This is a genomic window from Enterococcus sp. DIV1096b (assembly GCF_050498765.1).
Classification (GTDB): domain Bacteria; phylum Bacillota; class Bacilli; order Lactobacillales; family Enterococcaceae; genus Enterococcus_D; species Enterococcus_D entomosocium.
The window spans coordinates 3,367,944-3,393,149 of the sequence record NZ_JBMHEK010000001.1; the positions used below are offsets into that span (position 1 = coordinate 3,367,944).

Annotated in this window: 19 protein-coding genes; 4 read left to right on the forward strand and 15 right to left on the reverse strand. The window is 34.6% G+C overall.

All coding sequences use genetic code 11. The annotated features are described in order from the left end of the window. Window positions 1–135: 135 nt before the first annotated feature. From IGJ17_RS15870 to IGJ17_RS15880, 3 genes are all read right to left on the reverse strand, one after another. Entirely contained in the window at window positions 136–3,837 is a 3,702-nt protein-coding gene (locus tag IGJ17_RS15870; RefSeq protein WP_429961599.1) for a MucBP domain-containing protein, read from the reverse strand. A gap of 234 nt (window positions 3,838–4,071) precedes the next feature. Next, window positions 4,072–4,236 (reverse strand): N-acetylmuramoyl-L-alanine amidase, encoded by a 165-nt coding sequence (locus tag IGJ17_RS15875; RefSeq protein ID WP_223347136.1) that lies wholly within the window; start codon window positions 4,234–4,236, stop codon window positions 4,072–4,074. Window positions 4,237–4,345: 109 nt separating this feature from the next. Further along, window positions 4,346–4,699 carry a DUF7006 family protein gene (locus IGJ17_RS15880; protein ID WP_008381652.1) on the reverse strand — a complete coding sequence of 118 codons (354 nt, stop codon included), beginning with the start codon at window positions 4,697–4,699 and terminating at the stop codon, window positions 4,346–4,348. Window positions 4,700–5,460: 761 nt separating this feature from the next. On the opposite strand from IGJ17_RS15880, the gene IGJ17_RS15885 reads away from it, so the two are divergent. Then, window positions 5,461–6,177 (forward strand): MerR family transcriptional regulator, encoded by a 717-nt coding sequence (locus IGJ17_RS15885; protein WP_086372438.1) that lies wholly within the window; start codon window positions 5,461–5,463, stop codon window positions 6,175–6,177. A 292-nt stretch (window positions 6,178–6,469) separates the two neighbouring features. Here the strand turns inward: IGJ17_RS15885 and IGJ17_RS15890 are convergent, their stop codons facing one another. The 8 genes from IGJ17_RS15890 to IGJ17_RS15925 all read right to left on the reverse strand — a co-directional run bounded on the left by IGJ17_RS15890 (window position 6,470) and on the right by IGJ17_RS15925 (window position 17,517). Continuing rightward, window positions 6,470–6,763, reverse strand: coding sequence for an LPXTG cell wall anchor domain-containing protein (locus tag IGJ17_RS15890; RefSeq protein WP_016612618.1), 294 nt, complete (start codon window positions 6,761–6,763; stop codon window positions 6,470–6,472). Then, window positions 6,760–9,132, reverse strand: a complete 2,373-nt coding sequence (locus IGJ17_RS15895) for a WxL domain-containing protein (protein WP_223347137.1) — start codon at window positions 9,130–9,132, stop codon at window positions 6,760–6,762. Before IGJ17_RS15895 ends, IGJ17_RS15890 begins: the two co-directional genes overlap by 4 nt. Before the next feature lie 52 nt (window positions 9,133–9,184). Then, window positions 9,185–9,931 (reverse strand): WxL domain-containing protein, encoded by a 747-nt coding sequence (locus IGJ17_RS15900; RefSeq protein WP_016612620.1) that lies wholly within the window; start codon window positions 9,929–9,931, stop codon window positions 9,185–9,187. A gap of 137 nt (window positions 9,932–10,068) precedes the next feature. Continuing rightward, window positions 10,069–11,097, reverse strand: coding sequence for a DUF916 and DUF3324 domain-containing protein (locus IGJ17_RS15905; protein ID WP_086298853.1), 1,029 nt, complete (start codon window positions 11,095–11,097; stop codon window positions 10,069–10,071). 1,323 nt (window positions 11,098–12,420) lie between these two features. Beyond that, a complete protein-coding gene (locus IGJ17_RS15910) occupies window positions 12,421–13,035 on the reverse strand; it encodes a hypothetical protein (RefSeq protein WP_008381639.1) in 615 nt (204 codons plus the stop codon). 556 nt (window positions 13,036–13,591) lie between these two features. After that, on the reverse strand, window positions 13,592–14,443 hold the full coding sequence (locus IGJ17_RS15915) for a helix-turn-helix domain-containing protein (RefSeq protein ID WP_016612623.1): 852 nt from the start codon (window positions 14,441–14,443) through the stop codon (window positions 13,592–13,594). A gap of 269 nt (window positions 14,444–14,712) precedes the next feature. Beyond that, on the reverse strand, window positions 14,713–15,915 hold the full coding sequence (locus tag IGJ17_RS15920) for a hypothetical protein (protein ID WP_429961600.1): 1,203 nt from the start codon (window positions 15,913–15,915) through the stop codon (window positions 14,713–14,715). A gap of 1,014 nt (window positions 15,916–16,929) precedes the next feature. Then, entirely contained in the window at window positions 16,930–17,517 is a 588-nt protein-coding gene (locus tag IGJ17_RS15925) for a TetR/AcrR family transcriptional regulator (RefSeq protein WP_051154589.1), read from the reverse strand. Between the two features lie 249 nt (window positions 17,518–17,766). Between IGJ17_RS15925 and IGJ17_RS15930 the strand changes: the two genes are divergently transcribed. Together IGJ17_RS15930 and galE are read left to right on the forward strand one after the other, a co-directional pair. Further along, the gene (locus tag IGJ17_RS15930; RefSeq protein ID WP_016612626.1) at window positions 17,767–18,411 is read left to right on the forward strand and encodes a GNAT family N-acetyltransferase; all 645 of its coding nucleotides are present in this window, start codon (window positions 17,767–17,769) and stop codon (window positions 18,409–18,411) included. Between the two features lie 399 nt (window positions 18,412–18,810). Beyond that, a complete protein-coding gene (galE, locus tag IGJ17_RS15935) occupies window positions 18,811–19,791 on the forward strand; it encodes a UDP-glucose 4-epimerase GalE (protein WP_086332767.1) in 981 nt (326 codons plus the stop codon). A gap of 1,026 nt (window positions 19,792–20,817) precedes the next feature. Here the strand turns inward: galE and IGJ17_RS15940 are convergent. From IGJ17_RS15940 to IGJ17_RS15950, 3 genes are all read right to left on the reverse strand, one after another. Beyond that, the gene (locus IGJ17_RS15940; protein ID WP_086316665.1) at window positions 20,818–21,264 is read right to left on the reverse strand and encodes a carboxymuconolactone decarboxylase family protein; all 447 of its coding nucleotides are present in this window, start codon (window positions 21,262–21,264) and stop codon (window positions 20,818–20,820) included. A 99-nt stretch (window positions 21,265–21,363) separates the two neighbouring features. Continuing rightward, window positions 21,364–22,161, reverse strand: a complete 798-nt coding sequence (locus IGJ17_RS15945; RefSeq protein WP_086298856.1) for an HAD-IIB family hydrolase — start codon at window positions 22,159–22,161, stop codon at window positions 21,364–21,366. 49 nt (window positions 22,162–22,210) lie between these two features. Then, entirely contained in the window at window positions 22,211–22,846 is a 636-nt protein-coding gene (locus tag IGJ17_RS15950; RefSeq protein WP_016612632.1) for an FMN-dependent NADH-azoreductase, read from the reverse strand. Between the two features lie 78 nt (window positions 22,847–22,924). Between IGJ17_RS15950 and IGJ17_RS15955 the strand changes: the two genes are divergently transcribed. Further along, a complete protein-coding gene (locus IGJ17_RS15955; protein ID WP_086332768.1) occupies window positions 22,925–23,863 on the forward strand; it encodes a helix-turn-helix transcriptional regulator in 939 nt (312 codons plus the stop codon). 516 nt (window positions 23,864–24,379) lie between these two features. Here IGJ17_RS15955 and IGJ17_RS15960 read toward each other — a convergent pair. Beyond that, window positions 24,380–25,174, reverse strand: coding sequence for a SufE protein (locus IGJ17_RS15960; RefSeq protein WP_223347138.1), 795 nt, complete (start codon window positions 25,172–25,174; stop codon window positions 24,380–24,382). Window positions 25,175–25,206 lie beyond the last annotated feature (32 nt).

A 25,206-nucleotide genomic window follows, 5' to 3' on the forward strand; every position in this document is an offset into this window, starting at 1 on the left:
ATTTAGCGACTCCTATTTTATCTAGACATAGATTTCATTGTAGGTTTCTATACACAATATCGAATAGTATTATTAGAAATTTGATTCAAAAAGAGTGTCCAGAAACGATCATTTTCTGAACACTCTTTCTTCCTCTTATCGATTACTTCTTTTACGTTTTTTAATTGCTACAAATACGAGTGTGACTAACAAAGCTCCGACACTACTTAAAATCAGTTGTCCTTTAATCTGTTGTCCAGTTTTTGGTAAATGATTATTTGAATTACCATTGTTCTTAGGATTATGCGCTTTAGTGTTATATACGTACACCACTTCTTGTCCTGTATCACTGAAGGTGCCTGAAGCATTATCTGGGGTTTCTACTACATACCACCCTGGGATCTCTTTGGCTTCGCTTGTATATGGTAACCCTACTTTTCCGCTTAATACCGTTGGGTCTGCCAACTGATTCCCTTCGGAATCTTGATATTTCACCGTGACTGGTGCTGCATCGCTGCGTTCGTACACGTACACCACTTCTTGCCCTGTATCACTGAAGGTGCCGGAAGCATTATCTGGGGTTTCTACTACATACCACCCTGGGATTTCTTTGGCTTCGCTTGTATATGGTAACCCTACTTTTCCGCTTAATACCGTTGGGTCTGCCAACTGATTCCCTTCGGAATCTTGATATTTCACCGTGACTGGTGCTGCATCGCTGCGTTCATATACGTACACCACTTCTTGCGCTGTGTCACTGAAGGTGCCTGAAGTATTTGTCGGTGTTTGTGCTACATACCACCCTGGGATCTCTTTGGCTTCGCTTGTATATGGTAACCCTACTTTTCCGCTTAATACCGTTGGGTCTGCCAACTGATTCCCTTCGGAATCTTGATATTTCACCGTGACTGGTGCTGCATCGCTGCGTTCATATACGTACACCACTTCTTGCGCTGTATCACTGAAGGTGCCGGAAGCATTATCTGGGGTTTCTACTACATACCACCCTGGGATTTCTTTGGCTTCGCTTGTATATGGTAACCCTACTTTTCCGCTTAATACCGTTGGGTCTGCCAACTGATTCCCTTCGGAATCTTGATATTTCACTGTGACTGGTGCTGCATCGCTGCGTTCATATACGTACACCACTTCTTGCGCTGTGTCACTGAAGGTGCCGGAAGCATTATCTGGGGTTTCTACTACATACCACCCTGGGATCTCTTTGGCTTCGATTGTATATGGTAACCCTACTTTTCCGCTTAATACCGTTGGGTCTGCCAACTGATTCCCTTCGGAATCTTGATATTTCACCGTGACTGGTGCTGCATCGCTGCGTTCATATACGTACACCACTTCTTGCGCTGTGTCGCTAAACGTGCCTGAAGTATTTGTCGGTGTTTGTGCTACATACCACCCTGAGATCTCTTTGGCTTCGCTTGTATATGGTAACCCTACTTTTCCGCTTAATACCGTTGGGTCTGCCAACTGATTTCCTTCGGAATCTTGATATTTCACTGTGACTGGTGCTGCATCGCTGCGTTCATATACGTACACCACTTCTTGCGCTGTGTCACTGAAGGTGCCGGAAGCATTATCTGGGGTTTCTACTACATACCACCCTGGGATCTCTTTGGCTTCGCTTGTATATGGTAACCCTACTTTTCCGCTTAATACCGTTGGATCTGCCAACTGATTCCCTTCGGAATCTTGATATTTCACCGTGACTGGTGCTGCATCGCTGCGTTCATATACGTACACCACTTCTTGCCCTGTATCACTGAAGGTGCCTGAAGCATTATCTGGGGTTTCTACCACGTACCAACTAGGGATCTCTTTGGCTTCACTTGTGTATGGTAACCCTACTTTTCCGCTTAATACCGTTGGGTCTGCCAACTGATTCCCTTCGGAATCTTGATATTTCACTGTGACTGGTGCTGCATCGCTGCGTTCATATACGTACACCACTTCTTGCGCTGTATCACTGAAGGTGCCGGAAGCATTATCTGGGGTTTCTACTACATACCACCCTGGGATTTCTTTGGCTTCGCTTGTATATGGTAACCCTACTTTTCCGCTTAATACCGTTGGGTCTGCCAACTGATTCCCTTCGGAATCTTGATATTTCACTGTGACTGGTGCTGCATCGCTGCGTTCATATACGTACACCACTTCTTGCGCTGTGTCACTGAAGGTGCCTGAAGCATTATCTGGGGTTTCTACTACATACCACCCTGGGATCTCTTTGGCTTCGATTGTATATGGTAACCCTACTTTTCCGCTTAATACCGTTGGGTCTGCCAACTGATTCCCTTCGGAATCTTGATATTTCACCGTGACTGGTGCTGCATCGCTGCGTTCATATACGTACACCACTTCTTGCGCTGTATCACTGAAGGTTCCCGTCGGATTACCTTGAACTTCTTTTATAGTATACCCGTCTATTTCTAACTTATACTCTGGCGTTGTTGCATCAAAAGATTCACCAATATTACCGCTAATTTTTTGAGAAGGCTTCAATTCATTCCCTTCAGTATCAATATAACTCACCGTAACATCTGCAGCGGCTTCTTGATGATTGATCGAAAATTGGTGCAAATAGGTTCCTGAAGAAATGGCGTAAAAACTATATCCATCTGGTTGAGCATAGGATCCGGCAGGATTATTCAGTCGTGCGTTATACTCCATTGTTTCGATACTTTCAAATTCACTTTGAGTAACCCCAGATACAGTAATCCCATCTTCTGTAATACTTAATCTTGAGGAGGGTACCTGTACACCATTCAAATCAAAGTACGTCTGACTAGTACTATTCGATTTTGTAAAAGGAGGCTGATATCCATCAAAATTTGTTAAACGATTAGGCATAATGGAAAATGGAACAAAAAATGATTGATTATCGGGATCGTAATTTAACTCTTTTGCAGATAATGAAGTAATCGCATCATTTCTTCCTGTGTTTTGGCCATAAGCAGCTAAGTTTGATAATTTGGGAAACTCATTTATCACAGTAAAATCTGTCACGCCACAGAACTGTATTCTTAATTCTGTTAGATTTGGTAATGCAACCAGAGGTGCAATTGTCGTAATATTCATATTGGACTCGAAACTTAGCGACTCTAGTCCTTTCATATTAACTATTTTTGAAAATACAGCATCGGTTACATTTGCGGAACTAAGATTTAATCTAGTTAAATTGGCACCAAAGTTTGGTACATTATCATCCGTTACATTAGCACCCATCAAATATACATAAACTAAGTTATTTAACGAAGTGAGAACGGAAAAGTCAGTAACCTGATTTTGGCCGCTCATATAAAATGATGATAGATTTGTTGCATATTCCAAGCCTGTCAAATCAGCAATAGCGGAATCTGCAGCGTAGATATAGAGAGTCTGAAGTTTGCTCATCTGTTCCTTCGTGATTTCGGACACATCTATACCTAAAGATTTAGCAACTACGGATTGTAGTGCTGGATCCGGAAGCCAAGCTGCAAAATCTTCTTGATCATTATTTACTGCGACCTCAGATGGATTTGCAGAACTTTGACTTGTCGTCTCATTTTCAACTTGGCTATTCCCCTGATCTTCGCCAGAATATTTTGCGTTGTTAGAAGAGCTTTGCGTTGTTGTTTCTTCCGTGGATTCATTATTATCTTCTGTCGAAGTATCAGAAGATTCACTTTGCGTTGTTGAAGAATCCAGCGTTGTAATCGAATTACTCATATTTTCAGATTCTTCATTAGTTGCTTGTGCTACACTTTCTTGTTGCTCATCTGATCGAACATTCACAATGGGAACAAAAAAAGAAGGTACTATTAAACTTGCCAAAGATATGTAGGAAAAAATTTTCTTTTTCATCTGCCAACTCCATCGTGGTATTTTTTTAACCACCTATTTTTATATCTCATCTATTGTAGTAATAATGTATTCTATAGTAAATACTTTTCAAGCAAGGACAGAGTTCCTTCAACCAAAAATAATCATTATTTTTATAAGATACTTGGTATTATGTAATAATAGTTCCTCTTTGTTTTTTAACAACCCCAGAACAAAATTTAAAGAATGAAAGTTTCTATCTTTGTTAAATGATAGTTAGTGAAAGTCTTCCCGATGTGGACCAAACGTCGAAGAGATGCCCAGATTCATGATAAGATAGATCATTTCTGCATTACCTTTGACCAATTCTGCTTTTCCCGTGTCATAGTTGGTAAGTGCATAGGATTCAATAAGCACGTTTAGCTTCTCGCAATTTTTCACGTCTGTCCTCTATCGTTCGGTTAGAAATTTTATTACGTCTTCATAGGATTCCATACCTGACTTCAAAATATATTATAAAAGACTACTTTTCCTTGATTCTTTTTCCAGATCACTTTATTTTAAAAATTAGTGAATGGCTAGTTACATCATTCAATTTATATCCACATAATTCTTTATTGTAGTATGGATAATCTTGTTCTACTATTTTTAACACTTCTTCGTCTGAAAAATCAAAATCTTCAATAGTGATAATGAGTTCTCGTAATAATACTAACTTAGAATCTATTCCCATAATTATTGGAATATCAATCCAAAAATTCGCGGACGTTAATGCTTCTATCAATTCTTTTAATTTTTGAACTTGATTTTCAATATAATTTTTTATCAACGGATGTGCTTTTAACTGCTTTTCTTCAAATTGAAATTCTTTGATATATTCAGATAGATTACTGATTTCGATCATAATTTTCGTCCTTTCCAAAATGAAATCAATACTATAAGCCGGTTTCATTTATTGTTTTTCCCTAGATGAAAGCCTCTGAAAGAAGATGCTTCCTTTACAGGTGAACAATGACCTATTTGAAAATTAAAAGAAAAACGCAAGTTGTTTGTTGCGCTGAACTATACACATTAAAGTTGGTTTGAGGTCTAGTTTTTAAAAAGCAATCGTCCTCTTAATAAATAACTGATATTTCACTCGTTATCCAAATGCCAAGTACTATAAGATCTATAATCTAAGTGGATTGGAAGAACCTTTAAGTATTTGTAAATTTTTATTTATCCTTAGGTAAGAAAGCTCAATTCAATGACAATGCTTTTTTTATAGAAAATGAGTTTCTTTATTCATTTCCTACTACAGCTTATTAATTCCCCTTGAATCTATACCTCATTAATACTACCCTTCGCTTTATTTCAAAATACGAATTTGTTGATTTTTTAAACCTTCAAAATCAACAGTTGGTGATTTATACAAAATAGAAGAATTGCGTTTTTACTTTCATAATGTCCTGACTGATTAGTTGATAGAATTAAAATAATGCATTACTATTCTTTTAAATAGAGTTGAAGAATATGGTCTATTTGTTTATAGTATTTTAGAAAGTTAAGATTACTTTAATCAAATTTCAAAGTCGAAGATGATGTGTTCTACTACTTATATATCTCTATAAGTTACAAAAAAGAGGAGGAATTGTTATCTCAAATAAAAAAAGAACGATAACGGAAATTGCTAATCTATTCAATATTGAACCTTCAACTATACGGTTTTGGGAAAAAAAACAACTAATTTCGTTGAGTAGAGACGAAGAGAATAACTACAGATATTTTGATGCTCATTCTATATTACAGTTAGTTGATATTACTTTTTTTAGAAACTTAGAAATTCCCATTACCGATCTAACCCTTCATTTAAATGGTGATTTGGATCAAAGAAACCAAATATTAAACAATACTCTTATTACCGTTGACAACTGGATCAAACAATTAAATGCTGTATCAAAAGTACTTAATACAAGAATAAAGGATATTGCTCATATCAATCATTGTTTAAACGGAGAGAAAAACCTAAATCTAGAGTTTCCTTTTTCGAAATTTGAACCTCTTGATCTTTACAAAAAAGAACACATTTCTTCTTTATTAAATAATCCAACAAATTTTTTATTATTATTTACTGGAGATCATTTTGATACCATAACAGAAGAAATTGGCATTATAGACATTCCCAATAACACTATTCCTAAAGATCTCCTTGCGGAATCAAGTGAAATATACTTTGGTGGGGCGTTAACTGTTGATAGATACGACTATAGTGAAAATAACTTGAATCAGTTATTGGATGATATACAAGATTCTGCCGATTACTCCAGTGTAGTCGCACAGTACATCGTCGGAGGTTTAGAAAATAATCGGCCTATTGACTACTACTTTTTTTGGCTTCTGTAACTGATCATTATCTATGAAAACAATCAAAGCAGAGGGATTAAAATGAACATTTTCTAAGTAATCATTCCCAAAGTTTCATCATGTATGTAGTATTATTTATCGTAGGAATGATTTCCTAAACACTACACTTTTGCAATCTATTATTTCTCGATTATCAAGATATTCCTTTATAAAATGATGTTAAAACTACTACGTTACTTTAATTGCTTATTATTAAGATATTAAGGTACTATATGTTTCTATTATATTTTTTCATATTGTTAAACACCAAAACATATAGTACCGAAAAAAATCAACTTGTCTTTTCTTTCTTTTTTATTAACCAAACTATTAAGATTACGCTGCCTCCCAAAAAGCTCATTGAAGAAATTACTCCTCCTGTTTGTGGCAGACTCTTCTGAATATCTATTTCTGATGGTTGACTATCTAATTCATTTTGTTCAGAACTTACTGTCTCTTCTCTCTGATAAAATTGTACCCCCGCTTGATTCTCATAAGTAGATGCTTCTACGCTTGGCAAAGAATTTGAATAATTCATATAAAGAGAAATTATACTGAAAAAGAGTACGATTAGTATTTTCTTCATTCGCTTCCTCCCAACGTAGGATCACCCACTAGTTCCCAAGTGATCACTGAGCGATACGTCCCATCATCCACTGGCGTATTCGCCGGCAATCTCAATTGAACGCCTGTCAAAGATCCATTCATTACTTCCCCAATTTGAATCTCTGTTGTACCGTGTTCTCCTTCATATAATTCATTGGGATTGCTCATTGCCCCAACTAACTTCGGAGTGTGGCTCAATACAATGTCTTTTGACGGAACCGTTAACCCCGTATGGACCGTTTCTTGGACACTTAAATCTTTGAGTATCATCGTTGCCCCAGTCAACACTTGCTTTTCTGAATTCACAAATGGACTAGCAGAAACAAAAATGGACCATTGCGTAGTATTGCTGTAATCATCAATCGTAATGGTTGGTGCGTGTTCACCCTTGGCCGCTACCTCTTGATGGCGGCTTGATTGCTCAATGATTCCAAAATTAAAATTTCCATTCGTTACATTAGCCAGCTCCAACCGACCTGGTTCAACCGTAAAAGGCACTTCATAATCACGTAGAATAAATTTCCCAGTACTCAAACGTTCTTCAACACGAATAATTCCGACTACTTGTCCGATTTTGGATGTATCGGGATATTCTTGAAAACCGCTAATCGAGACATGACTGGTGTCAGAAAGATCTAAATATTTTGATATGTTTGCCTCCAATTCTTTTTCAGACATTCCTAACTGAATAGTGGTAGGATTTGGGTGTGCTCGATCAAATGTCAATAGGCTGTATCCATTACTTGTCAATTCAAAATATGCACGATTATTCAAGCTATTTACTCTTTCAGATTCAGAATGGGGGGCGTCATATTTTCTGAGTCGTGTAGGTTCACGATGATAGACTTCGACAATATCGCCAACTTTAGCATTTGTCTCCCCAAAACCGTTCCCAAAGTCAGAAACAGCTGAAGCAATCGTTTGAGTTCCTCTTACATCATACGAATAGGTCAACGTATCAGTGCCTATGACACGCCGCGTGTTATCACCTAAATCATGTATGCTAAAGTTATAATAAATACCAGAAAAATTGTTGTGTACATTTCCTGTCGTGCTTGTCGTTCCTCTTCGAGCAGTGATAATTCCAATGTCGGAATGCCAAGTGTAGATCCCAGCACTATAGTCATTAAACCCACTGAATCTTATGGCGTTTCCGAAAGTAACTGTAATTGGTATCTCGAGTATTAATTGTTGACTAGTTCTGTTATGGTTTAATACTACAGAAGCACTGGTTGTTGTTCCGACAATACTCGTATCTGGAGATTTATTTATATTAAGGGTATACTCATCACTTGATAACAAGCCTCCATTAAGCGAAACATTGGTTATGGCCTGGGTAAGCTGACTTTCCGTCAATCGACCACCTAAATCAATTGTTTGAGGCACAACTTCTGCTGTCAATGCACTCTTCGCATAAACATAGGTCACTTCGATGACTCTTCCTAAAATATAGTTTCCAGAAGCTTCACCTCTGATTTCTAGAAGATAAAATTCGTCCAAATTTAAAGCCTCTGTTGTATATTCCGCCCCTGGCATCCCAAGATTTGACTCAGCATCACCTATCTCCTTTCCAGACTCATCAATATGAGTTACATTGAGTATTCCCCCCAAGGCCATTAAACGTGTACTGGATGTCACATCCGGTTCTCTTCTAACCGTATCGCCACGCATATTTACGACAAATATTCCGAAAGTAAGTTCCCCAAAATCGAAATATCCTCCTAAACCGTCAAAGATAATATCTACAGGCGCATGTTTATTAACAAAACCAAAAATTTCAAGAGTAATCCAACCATTTCCTGGAGAACTATCTGCTCTCGTTCGAAAATCTACATAATCAGACCTAATGTCCGTAAAAAAGGCAGCACTGATATCATTTCCATGCGCATCAACCGCTCGAACACTAAATCTTGAAAACTGATTACTGATTCCATAAACACGTGCCACATTGTACGCTCCGGGATTCACTCCGTTAAACGCAGTCGTAAGTTCCATATTAATAGTAGCGATTAGAATTGGTTCATCTATGTGCCAATCACTTATTGTGCTAGTAACAATGCTAGTTAATCTTTGATTTCTTTGCAATTGATCTTCAATAACTCCCTCGACAGTATCTTCAATTGATGACTCTTCCAGATTTTTTGCACTTGTTTGATCAGAGGATCCATCTGATTCTGTCTCCGATTCTTCTCCCTGCTGCTCCTGATTATTACTAGTTTCTTGGATCTCTTCTTCGTAATCAGATTCACTCGTAGACTCTTCGATCACAGTGGCCACAACGATCGCGGGAAATAAAAAATGAGTTGATAGAACTAGGCTCAACACAAAAACAAGTAAGACTTTTTTCATTGGACTATCCCTTTCTCTTTGGTTTCTGTACTGGAGAATAGGGGACATCCCCTTATTCTCCAGATGCGTTTGTTGGATCCGCGACCAACTCCCAAACTAGTGCAGTTGAGTAAGCCGTATCATTTTTTGTGGTATTGGCTGGAATACGTAAGACAACGCCATCAGTCTGTCCTTCTGCATTCGCATTCCCCAGAGCTAGTGTCCATGCACCGGCACCCTGTGAAGCATTGGCGGTTGCCAAAGTTTGTGCGGCTTCTCCTAATACAATCTCGTTTTGATTCGCAATGGGCGTAGCTGATGTGGGATTCACATAACGCAGACCACTCAAGGTGATCGTTGCTCCTTGCAGCTCATGTCCGCTTGCATCACTCAATTGTTTAGGCTGTGAAACTTGCAGCTCCCAGCCTAATCGATCACTCCCACGACGATCTTCTGTTGCGACAAATGGTACCCGTCCTTCTTCTGATGTACCAGAAAATATATGGTCCAATCGTGCCTCTTGAACGATTTCACTTGAAATATTCGGAATCTTACCAAAATCAAAGTTTGAAACATAATTGATTCTTAGTCGGCCTGGGTGGGGGTTAACTGGTACTTCAGGATCTACTTCTTCTCCTGGATTTTCTGGATCTGGAATCACCGGATTAGATGAATCATTTTCTAAAATAATCACCGTTCCCTCTGTCCTTGCGTTCGTCGCATCCTCATACTCTACTTCTGCTGCCTGACTAATTAATGTACCTAGTCCCATACTTCCCGCTAAAAGTGCTGCTGCTATTGTGATTGTTGTTTTCTTCATTGTTCATCCTCCAATTTTTTTGTTTTTTCTTTGTTTTGTTCGTACGTGTTGCTTTCTTATTCTCCTTTATTCTCAATTGATTTAGTATTTTTCCCCTTCCGGTTTCAGCTGGATGAACACTATAAACCAGCATTTTTTTAGAGCGATTCAGCCTTCTTTCTCCCATTAATTCTAATCCATCTGCCAATAATCAGGAGAATAAGAAGTCCAATTCCCCCTAAAATCAGATAAGATAGATAAGGCGTCCTCTCATCAATATTCACTGCACTTTGGTTTAACTGGCGGGCTTCTGACGCGGCAATCGTGAAATTTTCTTCAAAATGATACTCCTTCCCATCTGCTTTTACCCTCATTTTAAGAACATAGTCCCCAGCCTTTATGGGTCGTTCCCCCGTTGGTATACCAAAATTAAAATTAGAATTGGGCGCCATGCGAAGATCGTAGACATCGTACGTATAAATCGCTGCTTTCCCCCCTTTTTCAGTCACAGTAGATTCAACACTCATATTGCGAACAATCGATGCTGCACTATTTTGAATGTTAGCTTCAATAAAGTTTCGATAATTTCTTTGTCCTGTTGTAATGTCTTTTAAATGCAAGTCATTTTCAACTGTTTCCCCGTCTTTTTTGTTTAACAAAATACCAACGGTGTACGCAACTTCATGAACTACTGTTTGTTCGCTTATATTTTTAACTTCTTCCATAAACCGAATCCCTCCGAGAATGTCTCCCGCCCAGTCTTCTTCTGGGAATAAAACTACTACTTTCATGGTGACAAAACCTAACGCTGGAATCGTACGTTTTGCTTCGTCAATCTTGACCAATTGATCCATTCGATGCGTTAATGAATCATCGTACGTGTCTTCTGCCAAATAACCAGGGATACCATTTTCATTGGTGGAAGCGGGATTCACCGCAGCTTTTACCGTAATTGCTACATCAGACGCATTATAAATCCTAATAGAAACTTCACGTTTTTCTCCCGGCTGACCGTCGAAATGGTAATAGCCTTGCGCATTTACATTTCCATCCTCATCTAACGTTTGAATCGAAAAATTATTCACCTCATCTGCATAGCCTGTTTGATAAAAAAAACCAAGACTTAGGATTACCGTAAATAGAATCCATCGGATTGCGTGTTTCTTTCGTTCTTTCTTTGTTTTCAATATAATTTCCTCATTTCATAAAAGTGAGATAGTTCATTATTAAATATTTAATTCACAAATTAATATACGGGTTAAACCAGGTTTAAGGTCAATGCCTTTTTTTCAAAAAAAAACTACAAAATAAAAAAAAATTCAAAAACAGACTTGTAAATGCTGATTTATTAGGCGTTTTCCGGAAAATAAATTAAAATGATCTTTCTTAATTTTTATAAATTAGCATTTATAATAATCAACAGTCTTATTATTTCCTTTCCCACTTGAAATATATTGAACAATTGATTTAATAAACTCAGCTCTATAGAATCCTTCTCTCTTAACACGTACAATGTACTTTCTGATTGCTTTCAATATCAACTTCTAGCAATCCGTCAAAAATAATCTGAGCGCTCGCCACTTTTTTTCTAGAGGAGCTTTTTGATTTACCGATAGGTTGAATGATAATCCCATCTTTCATTACGTTTGTTGAATTTTGTTCAAAAAACAATACAAAATACGCAACGGTAGTTACGTATTGTTACATATGTTCTTTCCGCAACAATTAAAGTGTCTCTATTTCTATAAACTTTCTTTTTAAATGAACAATATTTTGTATATCAATAGACACAAAACGAAAGCTACGTGCTTCAATTGTCATAAAAAAAGAGGGTCCAGAAACTAGTCATTTTCTGAACACTCTTTTAATAGTTTCATAATGCACATTCCATTATCCGAAATTTATTTTTGCGCAACATATTTAGCTGCCAATAATGATTTGTATATTTCATTCGGCAAAAAATCCATGGAATATACTCTACTGTTCTCTGAAATAATACCTTTTTGATCTAGTTATTGAATTACTTAAGGAGTTATGAAATAAGTAACTAGAAAGGATCAAAACCTTTTAAGTTTCTGTTCACTTTTGATGAGCTGTTCTAATACTCACAAATCTGATTTTTAAGTGAACAATGAGTTGTATCCGATTCTATAGATACAAAAATAAGCTACTCGTTCAGAAAATAAACGAGTAGCCTTGAACTGCCAAAATCTCTAAGGTGTAAATTCTTTAATTTTGTAAAAAAATGATTATTGATACAAGAGAATTTCCTTAACAATTTTGATTGAATCTACCATAAAAAACGATCTTCCTACTTAAGTACATAAAAAAGGTATCTAGAGAGGATTCATTTTCTAGATACCTTTCTTTATAAATAGTTCCCAGCGAAAGGAAACATTGCTCCTAAAATATAAGCGTATGTTCACTCGTTTTTCTATTATACACTCAAAAAATTATTCAAGCAGCACGACTATTGCAGGGAAAACCGAATCTATCTTAGAGATTCTATGCTATTTTGCTTTGTTTGCTTCATCGACAGCTTGTTGCGCTTTTTCCTTACTTCCATTGCTGTCATTAGCTTTACTAATTGCGGCTTGCAGTTCACTGTCCACTTGACTCAACGCATCATTGGTATTATCGACGTCTATGGAGCTATCGCTTAAACCGGCGTCCGCAGCAACTGCGTTCGCATAATCCTTTAGCTTCGTATTTGCAGATTCTAAATCTTTTGCATATTGCGCTACCTTATTAACATTGGCGTTCGCACCACTTACAGCAGCAGAAGCTTCACTATTTTGGGCTTGCACGTTTTCGATTGTTTCATTGGCCGCTTGTAAATCACTTTCCGCTTTTGCTTTTGCTGCTTCAGCTTCCGCTTTTTCTTGGACTAGTTGTGCTATTTGGGCTTTTTGACCTTTAATCTCTATCCCCAAAGCGCTTAAAACTTGTGCAATTCTTATGGAATCGTCTTTTGTCCCCAAAAAATGAAACGTCGTTGCAATCGCTGCATAGGCGCCCACACTAAATGAAAAGATCATTCCCAGTGCAGCAAGAGCTAGGACACACCCTTTCTTATGCTCTTCAATATACCTTCCGATCCTTGTTTGTTTCCTTCTTTCTCTCATACACTTCTTCCCTCTCTCATTTTAATTATTTATACTTCTATCTTTCGATAGTTTTTTTATATTGTTTGCTAACTTAGACGATGATAGTCGCTACTCACTCTCTCATTACCCTTTGTTGAACAGCAACTAAAATAAACTCAGTTACAAATCGACTCCATCCCATCCATAAATGAAAAATGGCCAATATCAATGTCCTAGATTTGATTACAAAGTAAATCATCAGAAAACCAGTTCTGCCGGAACACTATTGTGACATTAAGCACAATGTATAGTTTATCAAACCTCGTTTGTTCGAATCATTTTGGTCTGGTATTTCGGACTTTCCAGATTTGCTGAATTCCACTTTCCTTTTATAAACCTATGAAAATAAGCAATAAAAAAAAGAGTTCAAAAACGTTTTAGTTTTTTGAACCTTTGCTTCTGTAATCCCCTATACTTTTTGAACTATATTTACACAAAGCGCCTATCTATGAGTCACCTTGCATGGCGCTGTCTTAAACATTATATTTAGTAGCTTCTAACTTCAACATAGATTTAATACACTGGAATCAGCATGTTACTCCAACAATAACGAGAACATTTTTGATAAAGGTGCTTGATCAAGTTCAACCATGATGTCTAGCATTCTTGTTGCCATTGTTCTTCCCTGCTCCTCATTGACTGTCCTCATAATCAGTAATCCTTCAAAAAATTTGTACAGCGTTCTCGAAAAAAAGTCTTGGAAACTGGTGGATAACAACCCCAATTGGGTAAGTAAAACTTCTGCAAACTCATACTGATTTTTTACAAATGTATATTCAATAATATTAATCAGGAGACCACAATATACTTCTCTGCCTTTCTCAAATTGAATATAATACTCCAGCAGTTTAGAAACTCTTTTAAAAAAGATAAATATAAATTCGTGATCTAAAAAATCTAGTGTATTGGCAAATAAATGTATTTCTTGAAGCGTCCAGCTTTCAATCCCCATTAAATAGGACAAAATCAGTTGCTTATCTTCTTCTAAAACGACAGCGGTATTGTATACTCCATAAACTTCTAAATGCTGTAAAATTCTTATTCTCGAGCGTACCTCAGCCACTCTGATCGCATTTATTTGTCCTGATTTTCTTTCTAGTTCTTTTAAAAGTAACGCTAATCCTTTTATGTCTTGCTTATTAGATAGGTTGGCGTAATGATAAGTGTAATGATTTTGTTCATTTAATTTATAGCCATTGGCAATAAACAAGAACTCGCTAATATCCATAGACAAGTTTTCTAATATCTTAATAAGGACATCAGAAGATATATTATGTTTCCCTTTCTCAAATTCAATCGCATATGATTTTGAGATAATATTTCTATAGACTTCTTTTTGACTAAATCCTTTTTTTAGCCGTATTTCTCTAATCGTTTCTCCAAACATGCATTATCCCTCTCTAAAAACGTGATACATTTCTAAATAAAACTGAGTAATACTAAAGTGCATATCATAAAAAACCATTTCATAAATTATTCTCCTTTTCTATTTTTGATGTTCTATGGCACCTAAAGATTATGCTTTCACTGAGAATCTAGACAAAGACTGATCACAATAGCTTCAGTCTTTGCCTATTTTGATTTCTATACAGTTTCTGCGTACCCGGCAGATGACGTTTGGAGAAAATTATTATCCAAATCAATTAATTAAATTGATTAGTTCTTTGTTTTCTTCACTCTTATGCTAACTACACCTAGGACACTTATAACTAAAAAACCTACAGCTTGTAAAATATTGGAAAATAGCGTACTTTCACCAGTCTTTGGGAAAGTATGACCGTTGTTTTTAGATAAAATATTAGAAAAAGCAGTGTCTTTTTTGATAGCTCTCATGGGAACGCTTTTTTTAGCTGAACTTAAAAACCTAACAGGTTTCGCTACAACATCCGTTTTTGTCTTTTCTTTTGATGTTGATCCATTTGTTCGGTTCGATCCTTTTCCACTAGTTTCGGCTATCCTTGTATCTTCTTCGGACTTTGTTGCTTCTGTTGTGGTTGGTACGGCTCCTTTTTTAATCGTTGTCGTTCCTAATGTCGGATCTGTTGTTGTTGGTTGTTCTACAGTTGCTTCAACGGTCATTCCCGTTTGACTTTCTATTGTTGATTCATTTGTTTGGTTTGATCTTGTCTTTGTGGTACCAGCCATTCTTGTATCTTCTTCGGGCTGTGTTGCTTCTGTTGTGGTTGGTACAGCTTCTTTTGTGATCGTTGTCGTTCCTAATGTCGGATCTGTTGTTGTTGGTTGTTCTACAGTTGCTCCAACAGTCATTCCCGTTTGACTTTCTATTGTTGATTCATTTGTTTGGTTTGATCTTGTCTTTGTGGTACCAGCCATTCTTGTATCTTCTTCGGGCTGTGTTGCTTCTGTTGTGGTTGGTACAGCTTCTTTTGTGATCGTTGTCGTTCCTAAGGTCGGATCTGTTGTTGTTGGTTGTTCTACAGTTGCTCCAACAGTCATTCCCGTTTGACTTTCTATTGTTGATTCATTTGTTTGGTTTGATTTAGATTCTGTGGTACCTACTGTTGTTAACATTTGTTGGTGTACCGATGTTCCTTCATCTTGTACTTGTATTTGAACTAATTCGTTCGGTTTGTCTGAGTCAGGTTCCTTTAGTTCAGGGTAATATGATGAGCCTTGTATTGATTCTAATGAATCGGAGACGATCTTGCCGTATTCTCTTGTTTCATCATTGAACCAGACATTGCCGTCCTTAGACCATCTATCTCCCTTATCATCAACTGCTCGGCTTTCACTTAAACGTGTAACATGATGACCATTGATTGTATCCGCATGAGCTTCCGCTGCAAACACTAGAATAAATCCCGCAGCTAAAGTAGTAGTTATAACTCTCTTTTTCATTATTTACTCTCCTATAAATTTCTAAATAAATGTTTCAGCTGAGCATCATTGTGATAAAAAACACAACCGAAAACATTTTTAAATTCATTCCTAATTTTCTGAAACTAATCTTGCAGTTTTCATTATAGTCTCCTTTAAATAAAATTTGCATTAGGTCTTATATTTGAGACCATCTTATTGGCCATATTTAAAATATCTTAAATATAGATCTTTTATAAATAATTCTGTTTATGAGTTATCCGTAAAAAGGGTCATAAACTATTAAGTTTCTGACCCAATCAAATAATTATTCAATCAACCATAAAATGATTTTTCAATCTAAAAATGAGTGATTTACGATTCTATGGTCACAAAACAAAATGATTGATCTCAATTATTTTATATAAAAAATGAGTTCAGAAATTAAGCATTTTCTGAACTCTCTTTTACACTTACCAATCACCTATATATTATTATCAAGTTATTACTTTTTAACTTATTTTTTACAACTAAATTTTTATTCATCACCAAGACCAGGATTATCCACTTTAAATTCGTCGTCTCTTATTTATCTTTGTAACTTCAATAATTAGTATCTGAATTGATTCAGCAAATCGATAAAATAATATAAACACAGTTACTTTCATACCAACTTTTATACTAAACACTTAATTGAAATCTATTGAAAATTAGATTTATTTAAGTGATATTCTTTTAATTTCCTGTTCCAAAGCTCTTTATCTACTCCATCTATTTCTCTAATTACTCTAGCAGGATTGCCACCAACGATAGTATTTCCAGGGACATCTTTCGTTACTACAGATTTTAAGAATCAGGTTGTGATTAATAAAAATTACACTATCCAATCATTCAACTCTTCAAATTTCCCTAATTTATCAAAGTCTTATCTTAAATATCTTTCGTTCTCAAAAACTGTCAATGTGGAATTCGGTATCACTTTCACTAGATTTAAATTTCCTTGTTCAGTCAAAGCGTTGTATCAGTGTAATTGTTTATCCATAGGTGAACAATAAATTATAGCTTCTCTGTTGCAATATTTTTAGATAAATAGTATTCAAAATTTATATCCATAGATAGTAGCATACCGATAAACTCTTCCTTAGGACAATTAAATTCGGATTCTATCCAAGATTTTATCATAGAAAGAAAGCCACTTATATGATAAACACTATACAGATTCATCTTAAAGCCCACAGCATGGTCTCCATATACTTCTTTCCATTCATCTGAAACAGATTTTTCCAAAAAATTGGTTAAATCTGAGAAGAATTTTGTGTCGTAATCGTTTCTAAATACCATTTTACATACTGATTTATTGTTTATAATGTACTCAACAACATGCCTAAAAAATTCTGTCATTCCATTTTTTTGTTTATCCATTATCTCTTTCAAATCTTTCACAACACTATCTTCAATTTGTTCATATAAGTCATATATATCTTTATAGTGACTGTAAAATGTAGCTCTATGAATATCCGATTTGATACACAATTCTTTAACTGTAATTTTCCTCAACTCTTTGCGTATCATGATTTCTGATAAACCTTCTTGTAAAGCTTTCTTAGTTTTTCTAACACGAGGATCTTCATTAGTGCTTTTCATATATACCTCCATTTGTTTACATATATTCGATGGGAATATTCAGCATAAATATTAACGCTAATATAATTATGTATATAAGAAAATACTTTTCACAAGCTTTTTATTCAGTATTGTACACTACATATAAAGATTGTCTATTAAGCGACACTTGTACTACTTATTGAATATTGTATTGAAAAAATCAGTAGATTAAACTTATGACTATAAACATATTTACTACATAATTATGATTAGGAGTGAAGGGCAAAAATGATAGAATATAAAAAAATGGAGAAATCCTACCTTTATCAAGCAGCTAGAATGAATGCTATTAGTTTTTCTGATTACCCTCTTGTGGGTAAAATTCGCAACGAATTTGAAAGTAACGAAGCTTTTATTGATTTTTTGACTGAAGCTCTTAAAGTTTACATCTATGCTCATAGTAAGAAAAATACAGTCTTTTTAGGTTTTGAAAACAATAAAATTAGATCTTTTGCTATCTTAGTTAGTCCTCGTGATAAAAAAGTAAATTTCTTTGATTATATGACATCTGGTGGAGTAAAACTATTAACAATGGCTCCTATAAGCAAAATTTTCTCACTATTACAACTGTTAAGCACCGGGCATAAAGCTGTAAATAGTTTTGCAGGAAAAACGTGGATGCTAGAATCATTGGCTGTAGACTCTTCCCAACGAGGGAAAAACTATGGAAGTAAAATGATCAATGATTGTCTTTTACCATATATAAAAGAAAATAAGCCCCAAAAAAGAACAGAGTATTTCATCACATTTACTAATACTGAACGAAACAGACGATTCTATTCTAAAAATGGTTTCTTTGAATTCGATTCATCGGTAATTAAAGATGGTAATCAAAATATAGGTAACTGGAGTTTTAAAATGGATATCAACTAATTTATCTAATATAAGTTTCTATCGAAAAGCAATCCGGAGTAAATTTGATTTAAAAAACTATATTCTAAGAATTGAAGCTTGCGGCGAGTTTCATATACTCACAAATTACAACCGAATCTTTAAGTGATCTCTATTCAAGTTCATTTATCAATGATCTCCACATATAAGGCATCAAACATGAGTTAATAGCAAGAGCGTGCAGCGTTTAAAAGTAGTCAAAATTAAACTATAAGTATCACATATTCAAATAATGAAATACAAATTCTTTATAAACTTAAACTTTACCCATTTCATTAATTGTTATTGTCTAAAATTATGTTCGTCAATTAAAATAAATGATATCCAGTTAATCAATTAATCAGATTGGCTGACAAAAATAGTGTTACATTGGAGGTCCTTATGTCAGTTTTAGTTTTAGGCGGTGCGGGTTACATTGGTTCAAATGCAGTGGATATGCTTATCAATCAGGGATATGAGGTCGTAGTCGTTGATAATCTTTGTACTGGATTTAAAGAAGCTGTTCATGACAGAGCAAAGTTTTACGAGATAGATATACGAAACAAAAAGTTACTGCGTTCTGTTTTTGAAACTGAAAATATTGACTCTGTGATGTATTTTGCTGCCTTATCTCTAGGTCGTGAATCTGTCGAACAGCCCTTAAAATATTTCAACAATAATGTTTACGGAACACAGATTGTTCTTGAAGTCATGCAGGAATTTAACATAAAATATATTGTCTTCTCTTCGTCTGCTTCAGTCTATGGCAATACAGAAATGAATCCTGTTCATGAATTAATACCTACTGCACCAATAAATCCCTACGGATGCTCTAAAGTAATTATGGAGACAATGATGGACTGGGTTAGCCGATCATCCAACATGACATTTGTTTCTATGCGCTATTTTAATGTCGCTGGGGCTAAAAAGGATTTTACACTTGGTGAAGTGCGTCCTCGTCTGATTCCTATTATTCTAGAAGTGGCTCAGAGAAGGCAAGAAAAGATAACCATTTTTGGGAACACTTATACTACTCATGACGGTACCTGTGTACGTGACTACATTCATGTCTTAGATTTAGTTGAAGCACACATATTAGCCTTGGAATATTTAAAATGTGGTGGTGCGAGTGAAATTTTTAATCTAGGATCCTCGAAAGGTTACTCTAATTTAGAAGTGATAAATGCAGCTGAAAAAGTTACAGGGAAAAAAATCCCAGTTGAAATCGTTACGAGTGTCGTTGGAGATGCTTCTTCTTTAATAGCTTCAAACAAAAAAATTAAAACTATTCTTGAATGGGAGCCTAAGTATAGTGGAATTGAGGAAATTATTTCTGATTCTTGGGGATGGCAAAAAAAATACCCAGATGGTTACTCGAATTGATTAGTTAAATAACCTGTTCTTTGACATTTAGTGTTGGTAGAACCAGAAAAATGGTCACATTCATCTCAGCGTGAATGTGACCATTTTCTATTTTCAACATGTGTTCTATCTTTAAAATATATTTATTTTATCACTTTTGAAAGTTATAAAAAAAGATAAGGTAATAATATAAACTAAAAATAAAGGGAAATCATTAATCTTAATTTAAACATCTAAGTTGATTATACTCAGAATCAACCAACGAAATTATTGTGAATATTTTAGAATAATAAGATATTATATATACGGTTATTGAAGTCGCTAATACCAGTTGGACTATTATCAATAAAGTATCTGGTTGCAAATTTGATAAAATGAAAAGGATCTTTTTGGGGAAAAATTTTATAACAGTTTTAGAAACAGGCACCATAGTAATGCAATATAACTTAATTTTTAGAAATATGAGAATAAGAATAATTAAAAGCCCGTATCCCCGAAATAAATTATTTTTAAATCGAGTATTTCTAATTTTAAACACTGCAGAGGTTGCTCTTTCTAGATATGATGAGAAGTAAATTATACCCAGATCCTCAACTTTAAATTTTGTGATAAATTTAAAGTAAATATGTTTAGAAATAAACTTAGTAACAGGTTTTAACATCAATATCGTCTCAAAAAAAATATATGTCGTGACTATTGATTTCAGTTTAAACGTTTTATTAATTAGTATATATATGAAGAAAACTACAAAAACTAAAAAGAAATAAATGTATTGCTTTGCTATAGTACTCTCTTTAGAAATATAACTTTGTACTTCAGTAACGTAACTGCTTCTTTGCCTAAAAAAAGCTTTGACACTTTATTAGCTATTTTCTCTCACCTCGAATCTTTCTTTTCTATTTTAAATTAACTAATCTTATTACATTCGTATTCTCAATTTCTATATGGTATCGAAAAAAAGATATAAATGTTAAGTTTCTGACCCTCTTTTCTTGTTCTATAAAAAAAACCGAGAGGAAAGATCCTCTTCGGCTTCTGACAATAATTTTAATTTTGGCTAGACGCAAAATTCCCCATTGAAATGGACACTCTATTCCAACTATTAATTTGAGTAATTAATAGTACTAGTTCAACATATTCTTTTTCATCATAGTAATCGCGTACACGAGCATACAAGTCTTCAGGAACTTTTAAATCTGAAATTAATGTTATAGCTTCTGTAAGCTCCAAAGCGACCTTTTCTGCATCCGTATAAAAATCACACTCTCTCCAAGCACTTATACAGTAGATTCTTTGTTCTGTTTCCCCTAATTTTCGAGCATCGCTGCTATGGAGGTTTAGACAAAAAGCACAGCCATTGATTTGAGAAGCACGAATTTTAATAAGCTCTCGTAGATTTTTATCAATCTCTGTTTTACTTAAGTATTTTTCCATTTCCAACAAGTGTTTCATTCCATCAGGTGCTGTTTTATAATAATCAATTCTTTGTTTCATTTCACTTTCTTCCTTCCTATTGACGCAATCAACCAATTAATTTCTATAAAGTAAATATGATAATTTGTCTTACAATGATATTTAAAAAATTACAAACTATTAGAGGGTGATAAATTTTTCGATCGCACGTAATACGCCATCTTCGTCATTTGATTTAGTAATGAAGTCTGCTTGTATTTTGACTTCTTCAAAAGCATTTTTCATTGCAACACTGATACCTGCTTGAGAAAATAGTTCGATATCATTAAACCCATCACCAAATGCAATCGTCTCAGATTTATCGATGTTCAAAATCGATTGAAGTTGGGCAACTGTTGTTCCTTTATGAACATTTAAGTTCGAAATATCGATCCATGCTGCTTCTGAAGCAACAACATAGGCTCTATCCTGAAATATTGCCAATTCCTTCACTGTTTCAAAAGAGCGTAATTGCGGATCGTATACAGTAATTTTAACGAAATTTTCTGTTATATCAGCAAGATTTTCTAAGGTTTCTAAGATCTCGTATGAGCCTCTCGCCTTTTTGATATCTTGGTCTCTTGTCGTATTTTTTACGTATGCGGCGGTCGGTGTGCAAGCTATAATTACATAGTCGTCTGCAATTTCGTTTAACTTAGCGATAATATCTAAACCTATTTTATTAGGAAGCAATGACTGATAGATATAGTTTCCTTTATGTTTTATCCGTGTTGCACTATCACCTAATATCCATATATCACTTGATAATTCTTCACCAAAAATTTTTTCTACTCTTTCACATTGTTTTCCTGTACATGCAGCAAACGTGATGTACATTCTCTTCATATCTTCATGAATCTTTTTAAAATATTCTTGATTGAACTTACTATCACTATTCAAAAAAGTTCCATCCATATCACTAATAATCAATTTTATCATTACTATTCCTCAATCTCAGTAGTAGATTTGTGAACTAGATCAGTTAGGTCTATACAAAAAGATCCCACTCATAATTCAGCATTTGTTTAGCCTCCATCATAATTTCTGACTCAGACAACAATGCTGTTCCTTGTGCTCTAACAATCCCAAGTCTAGAGAACCCCATGATTTCCTCAAACATCTGCTTGAGATAATTGTATGAGAAGTCCATTTTAGAATATCGGTCATCATTTGTGTAAATACTACCGCTTGCTTGCAGGAAAAGTATCTTATAATCATCGACCATTAAACCAACAGATCCTGTTTCGGTATATTTAAATGTCTCACGAGCAATCAAGATATTATCCATATAGTCTTTCAAACGAGACGTCACATTGAAATTATGAAGGGGGGATACAATCACGATTCTATGATGATCTTTAAATTGTTGTAACAGAGTCGTAGAAGTCTCATCAATTTTCATTTCATCTTGCGTTAAGCTCTCTCCAACTCGTTTTTTCTCCCAAATTGCTAATAATTGACCTTGCTCAACTCTTGGAATGTCCATATCATAAAGGTTGATAGTAGTGATTTGATTTGGATCAAATTGCTCATGAAACTTACCTAAAAATAAGTCTTGTAGCTTACTTGAATAAGTTGTTTTTTTGTTGAATTCAGGGTGGGAATTAATTAGTAAAGTTTTCATGTAATTACCTCTTTTCTTTTGATATACTTACTATACTACGAAAAGGTGTCAGAACATGATACCGTTTAAGGAGAGACTATGAAAAAGTCAGAGCGACTAAATAAAGAATTGATTTTTTTAAAGAACAAAAATTTTTTCAACTTAAAAGATCTTATGGAAGAATTTAATATTTCTAAAAGTACTGCTTTACGTGACATTGAATCTTTAGAAGAAATGGGGCTTGCTTTGTACTCCGATTATGGGAGAAGCGGCGGATATCAATTAATGGATCAGTCACTATTAACGCCTATTTATTTTGATCAAAATGAAATTTTTGCGATTTTTTTTGCCTTGAAAGCACTAGAACTGCTTTCTAGCACTCCTTTTGATAAATCCTATACACATATCCAATCAAAACTCATGGTTACTTTAACAAGCAAGCAGCAAAAAGAGATAGAAACACTTTTAACTGTTGTAAAGTACTACAATACAGCGCCATTAAAAACACAAACAAATCTAGCCAAAATACTTGATTCTATCCTAAATGAAAAAGCGATAAAAGTGACCTATGCCCAGTTTGAAGAAATTGAAACAATACTGCAAAGTAATGAACTTTTCTATCGAAACGGGATTTGGTTTTTTAGTGCCTACGATTTTACGACCCACCATTGGGGAACTTACCGAAGTGATTGTGTTGTAGCGAGTGAGATCTTAGAAGAATTTGATCAGTCGTTTTCTATTGAAGAACTAAACCAAATTCAAAAAAAATATGAACAAAATTTTCATGATATACCTTTTCGTTGTCGATTAACGGCATTTGGTAAAGAAATCTTTCATAAACACAACTATCCTAACATGTCCTTAGAGATCAAGGATGGCATTTCTTACATCGTTGGTGGATATAATCAAAAAGAACTTCCTTATATGACTCATTATCTATTACGCTTTGGTAATTGTATAACAGTCGAATATCCTGAAGAGTTAAAGGACAGCTATTTGAAAGAGCTTCAATTGATATTGAAAAAATATTTAAAATGAGAATGATTCAAACGCTCTCAAACTTATTTTAAACTAAAAAAGTATCTTGACCGATATGGGTTAAGATACTTTTCCCTATGTAATCACAAGCATTGTAATTTTGATATAAGATTGATAACTAAAAACTCTTAAGTTTCTGACCCCGTTAAGAATTTGTCCAAATACTTATAAAAATGATTTTCAAATGAACAATCATTTAATTTAAAAGTTTAAGGACATAAAAATAAAAATCTTCACTGCAATTATGGTATCTAAAAAGAGTGCTCAAAAAATAGTTATTTTCTGAACACTCTTTTAAATAGATTCCTCAACACCTTGATGATTTAATCATTTGGATATTATTAACAAATAAACCACATAATTTGCTGCACTTTTCAACGCACCCCACCATATTCTTCATATAATTTAGTCATCATCCATTGTATCTAACTCTTGGTCTGACTTTAATCTCTCACATATTAGGCTGCAGTTTCATTGGTAAATTCAATGATTAAAGAATGATGATAACATTTTAGACTATATTATGCTATTTAGCAGTTCACCCATAGTGGCTACAATATACATTTCCTCTGTTTCAAAAATAATATTGTTTTTACTAGAATAAACATTATATATCTCGTGTCCTACTTTTTCACTAATATCTATTTTTTTAATACAGCACATAGTTTTATCAAATAAGTAGATGGAATCTTCTGCAAAAACACAAATATAATCATTAAATTGTCGAAGTTCAAATATAGTAGCGTCACACCCAATTTCTTTTACTTCAGTTAAATGGCTATACAAATTACATTTAATCATTATTTGTGTTTCTACATCAGTATATGCGATTAAAAAGATATCACCATTAGCGGATATTGTAGATATAGCCCCTAGATCAATGAATGTCGAAGTTAAATGATGAGGGAGTACCGCATTAAATCTATTTAAATCTATATTGAATTCTACTAATCCATAGTGAGCCCAATCGTTTTCAGCGGATAGTATTCCTTCTTCATTATACGCAACTAATACTCCGCTTGGAGATGGCACTATATTTAGTATTCCATTTCCTAATACAGTAATAGAATTATTTATAAAGATAGCCTCTTCATCAACCATCGAAAAAAATAGATACCACTCATTTTTATACATCATAATCTCATGAATCTTAATTTCCTTTTGTTCGAACAGTTCATGCTCAAAAGTATGAATTATTTTATCTTCTTCAAAAATTTTAATAGTAGATTTTTCTTTTGAAAATATACATAAATTGTTTTCTGTGGGTGTAGTTAAGATTGTTAGGTTATCTTTTAATGGTAATTCTCTCATCATATGCACCTGCACTTTTTTTCGTCGTTGAT

Bases quoted from the DNA above. Each gene is read 5' to 3' on its own strand.
- IGJ17_RS15870 (WP_429961599.1), bottom strand. From the start codon at position 3,837: ATGAAAAAGAAAATTTTTTCCTACATATCTTTGGCAAGTTTAATAGTA.
- IGJ17_RS15880 (WP_008381652.1), bottom strand. From the start codon at position 4,699: ATGATCGAAATCAGTAATCTATCTGAATATATCAAAGAATTTCAATTT.
- IGJ17_RS15890 (WP_016612618.1), bottom strand. From the start codon at position 6,763: ATGAAGAAAATACTAATCGTACTCTTTTTCAGTATAATTTCTCTTTAT.
- IGJ17_RS15895 (WP_223347137.1), bottom strand. From the start codon at position 9,132: ATGAAAAAAGTCTTACTTGTTTTTGTGTTGAGCCTAGTTCTATCAACT.
- IGJ17_RS15900 (WP_016612620.1), bottom strand. From the start codon at position 9,931: ATGAAGAAAACAACAATCACAATAGCAGCAGCACTTTTAGCGGGAAGT.
- IGJ17_RS15910 (WP_008381639.1), bottom strand. From the start codon at position 13,035: ATGAGAGAAAGAAGGAAACAAACAAGGATCGGAAGGTATATTGAAGAG.
- IGJ17_RS15915 (WP_016612623.1), bottom strand. From the start codon at position 14,443: ATGTTTGGAGAAACGATTAGAGAAATACGGCTAAAAAAAGGATTTAGT.
- IGJ17_RS15920 (WP_429961600.1), bottom strand. From the start codon at position 15,915: ATGAAAAAGAGAGTTATAACTACTACTTTAGCTGCGGGATTTATTCTA.
- IGJ17_RS15925 (WP_051154589.1), bottom strand. From the start codon at position 17,517: ATGAAAAGCACTAATGAAGATCCTCGTGTTAGAAAAACTAAGAAAGCT.
- IGJ17_RS15930 (WP_016612626.1), top strand. From the start codon at position 17,767: ATGATAGAATATAAAAAAATGGAGAAATCCTACCTTTATCAAGCAGCT.
- galE (WP_086332767.1), top strand. From the start codon at position 18,811: ATGTCAGTTTTAGTTTTAGGCGGTGCGGGTTACATTGGTTCAAATGCA.
- IGJ17_RS15940 (WP_086316665.1), bottom strand. From the start codon at position 21,264: ATGAAACAAAGAATTGATTATTATAAAACAGCACCTGATGGAATGAAA.
- IGJ17_RS15945 (WP_086298856.1), bottom strand. From the start codon at position 22,161: ATGATAAAATTGATTATTAGTGATATGGATGGAACTTTTTTGAATAGT.
- IGJ17_RS15950 (WP_016612632.1), bottom strand. From the start codon at position 22,846: ATGAAAACTTTACTAATTAATTCCCACCCTGAATTCAACAAAAAAACA.
- IGJ17_RS15955 (WP_086332768.1), top strand. From the start codon at position 22,925: ATGAAAAAGTCAGAGCGACTAAATAAAGAATTGATTTTTTTAAAGAAC.
- IGJ17_RS15960 (WP_223347138.1), bottom strand. From the start codon at position 25,174: ATGAGAGAATTACCATTAAAAGATAACCTAACAATCTTAACTACACCC.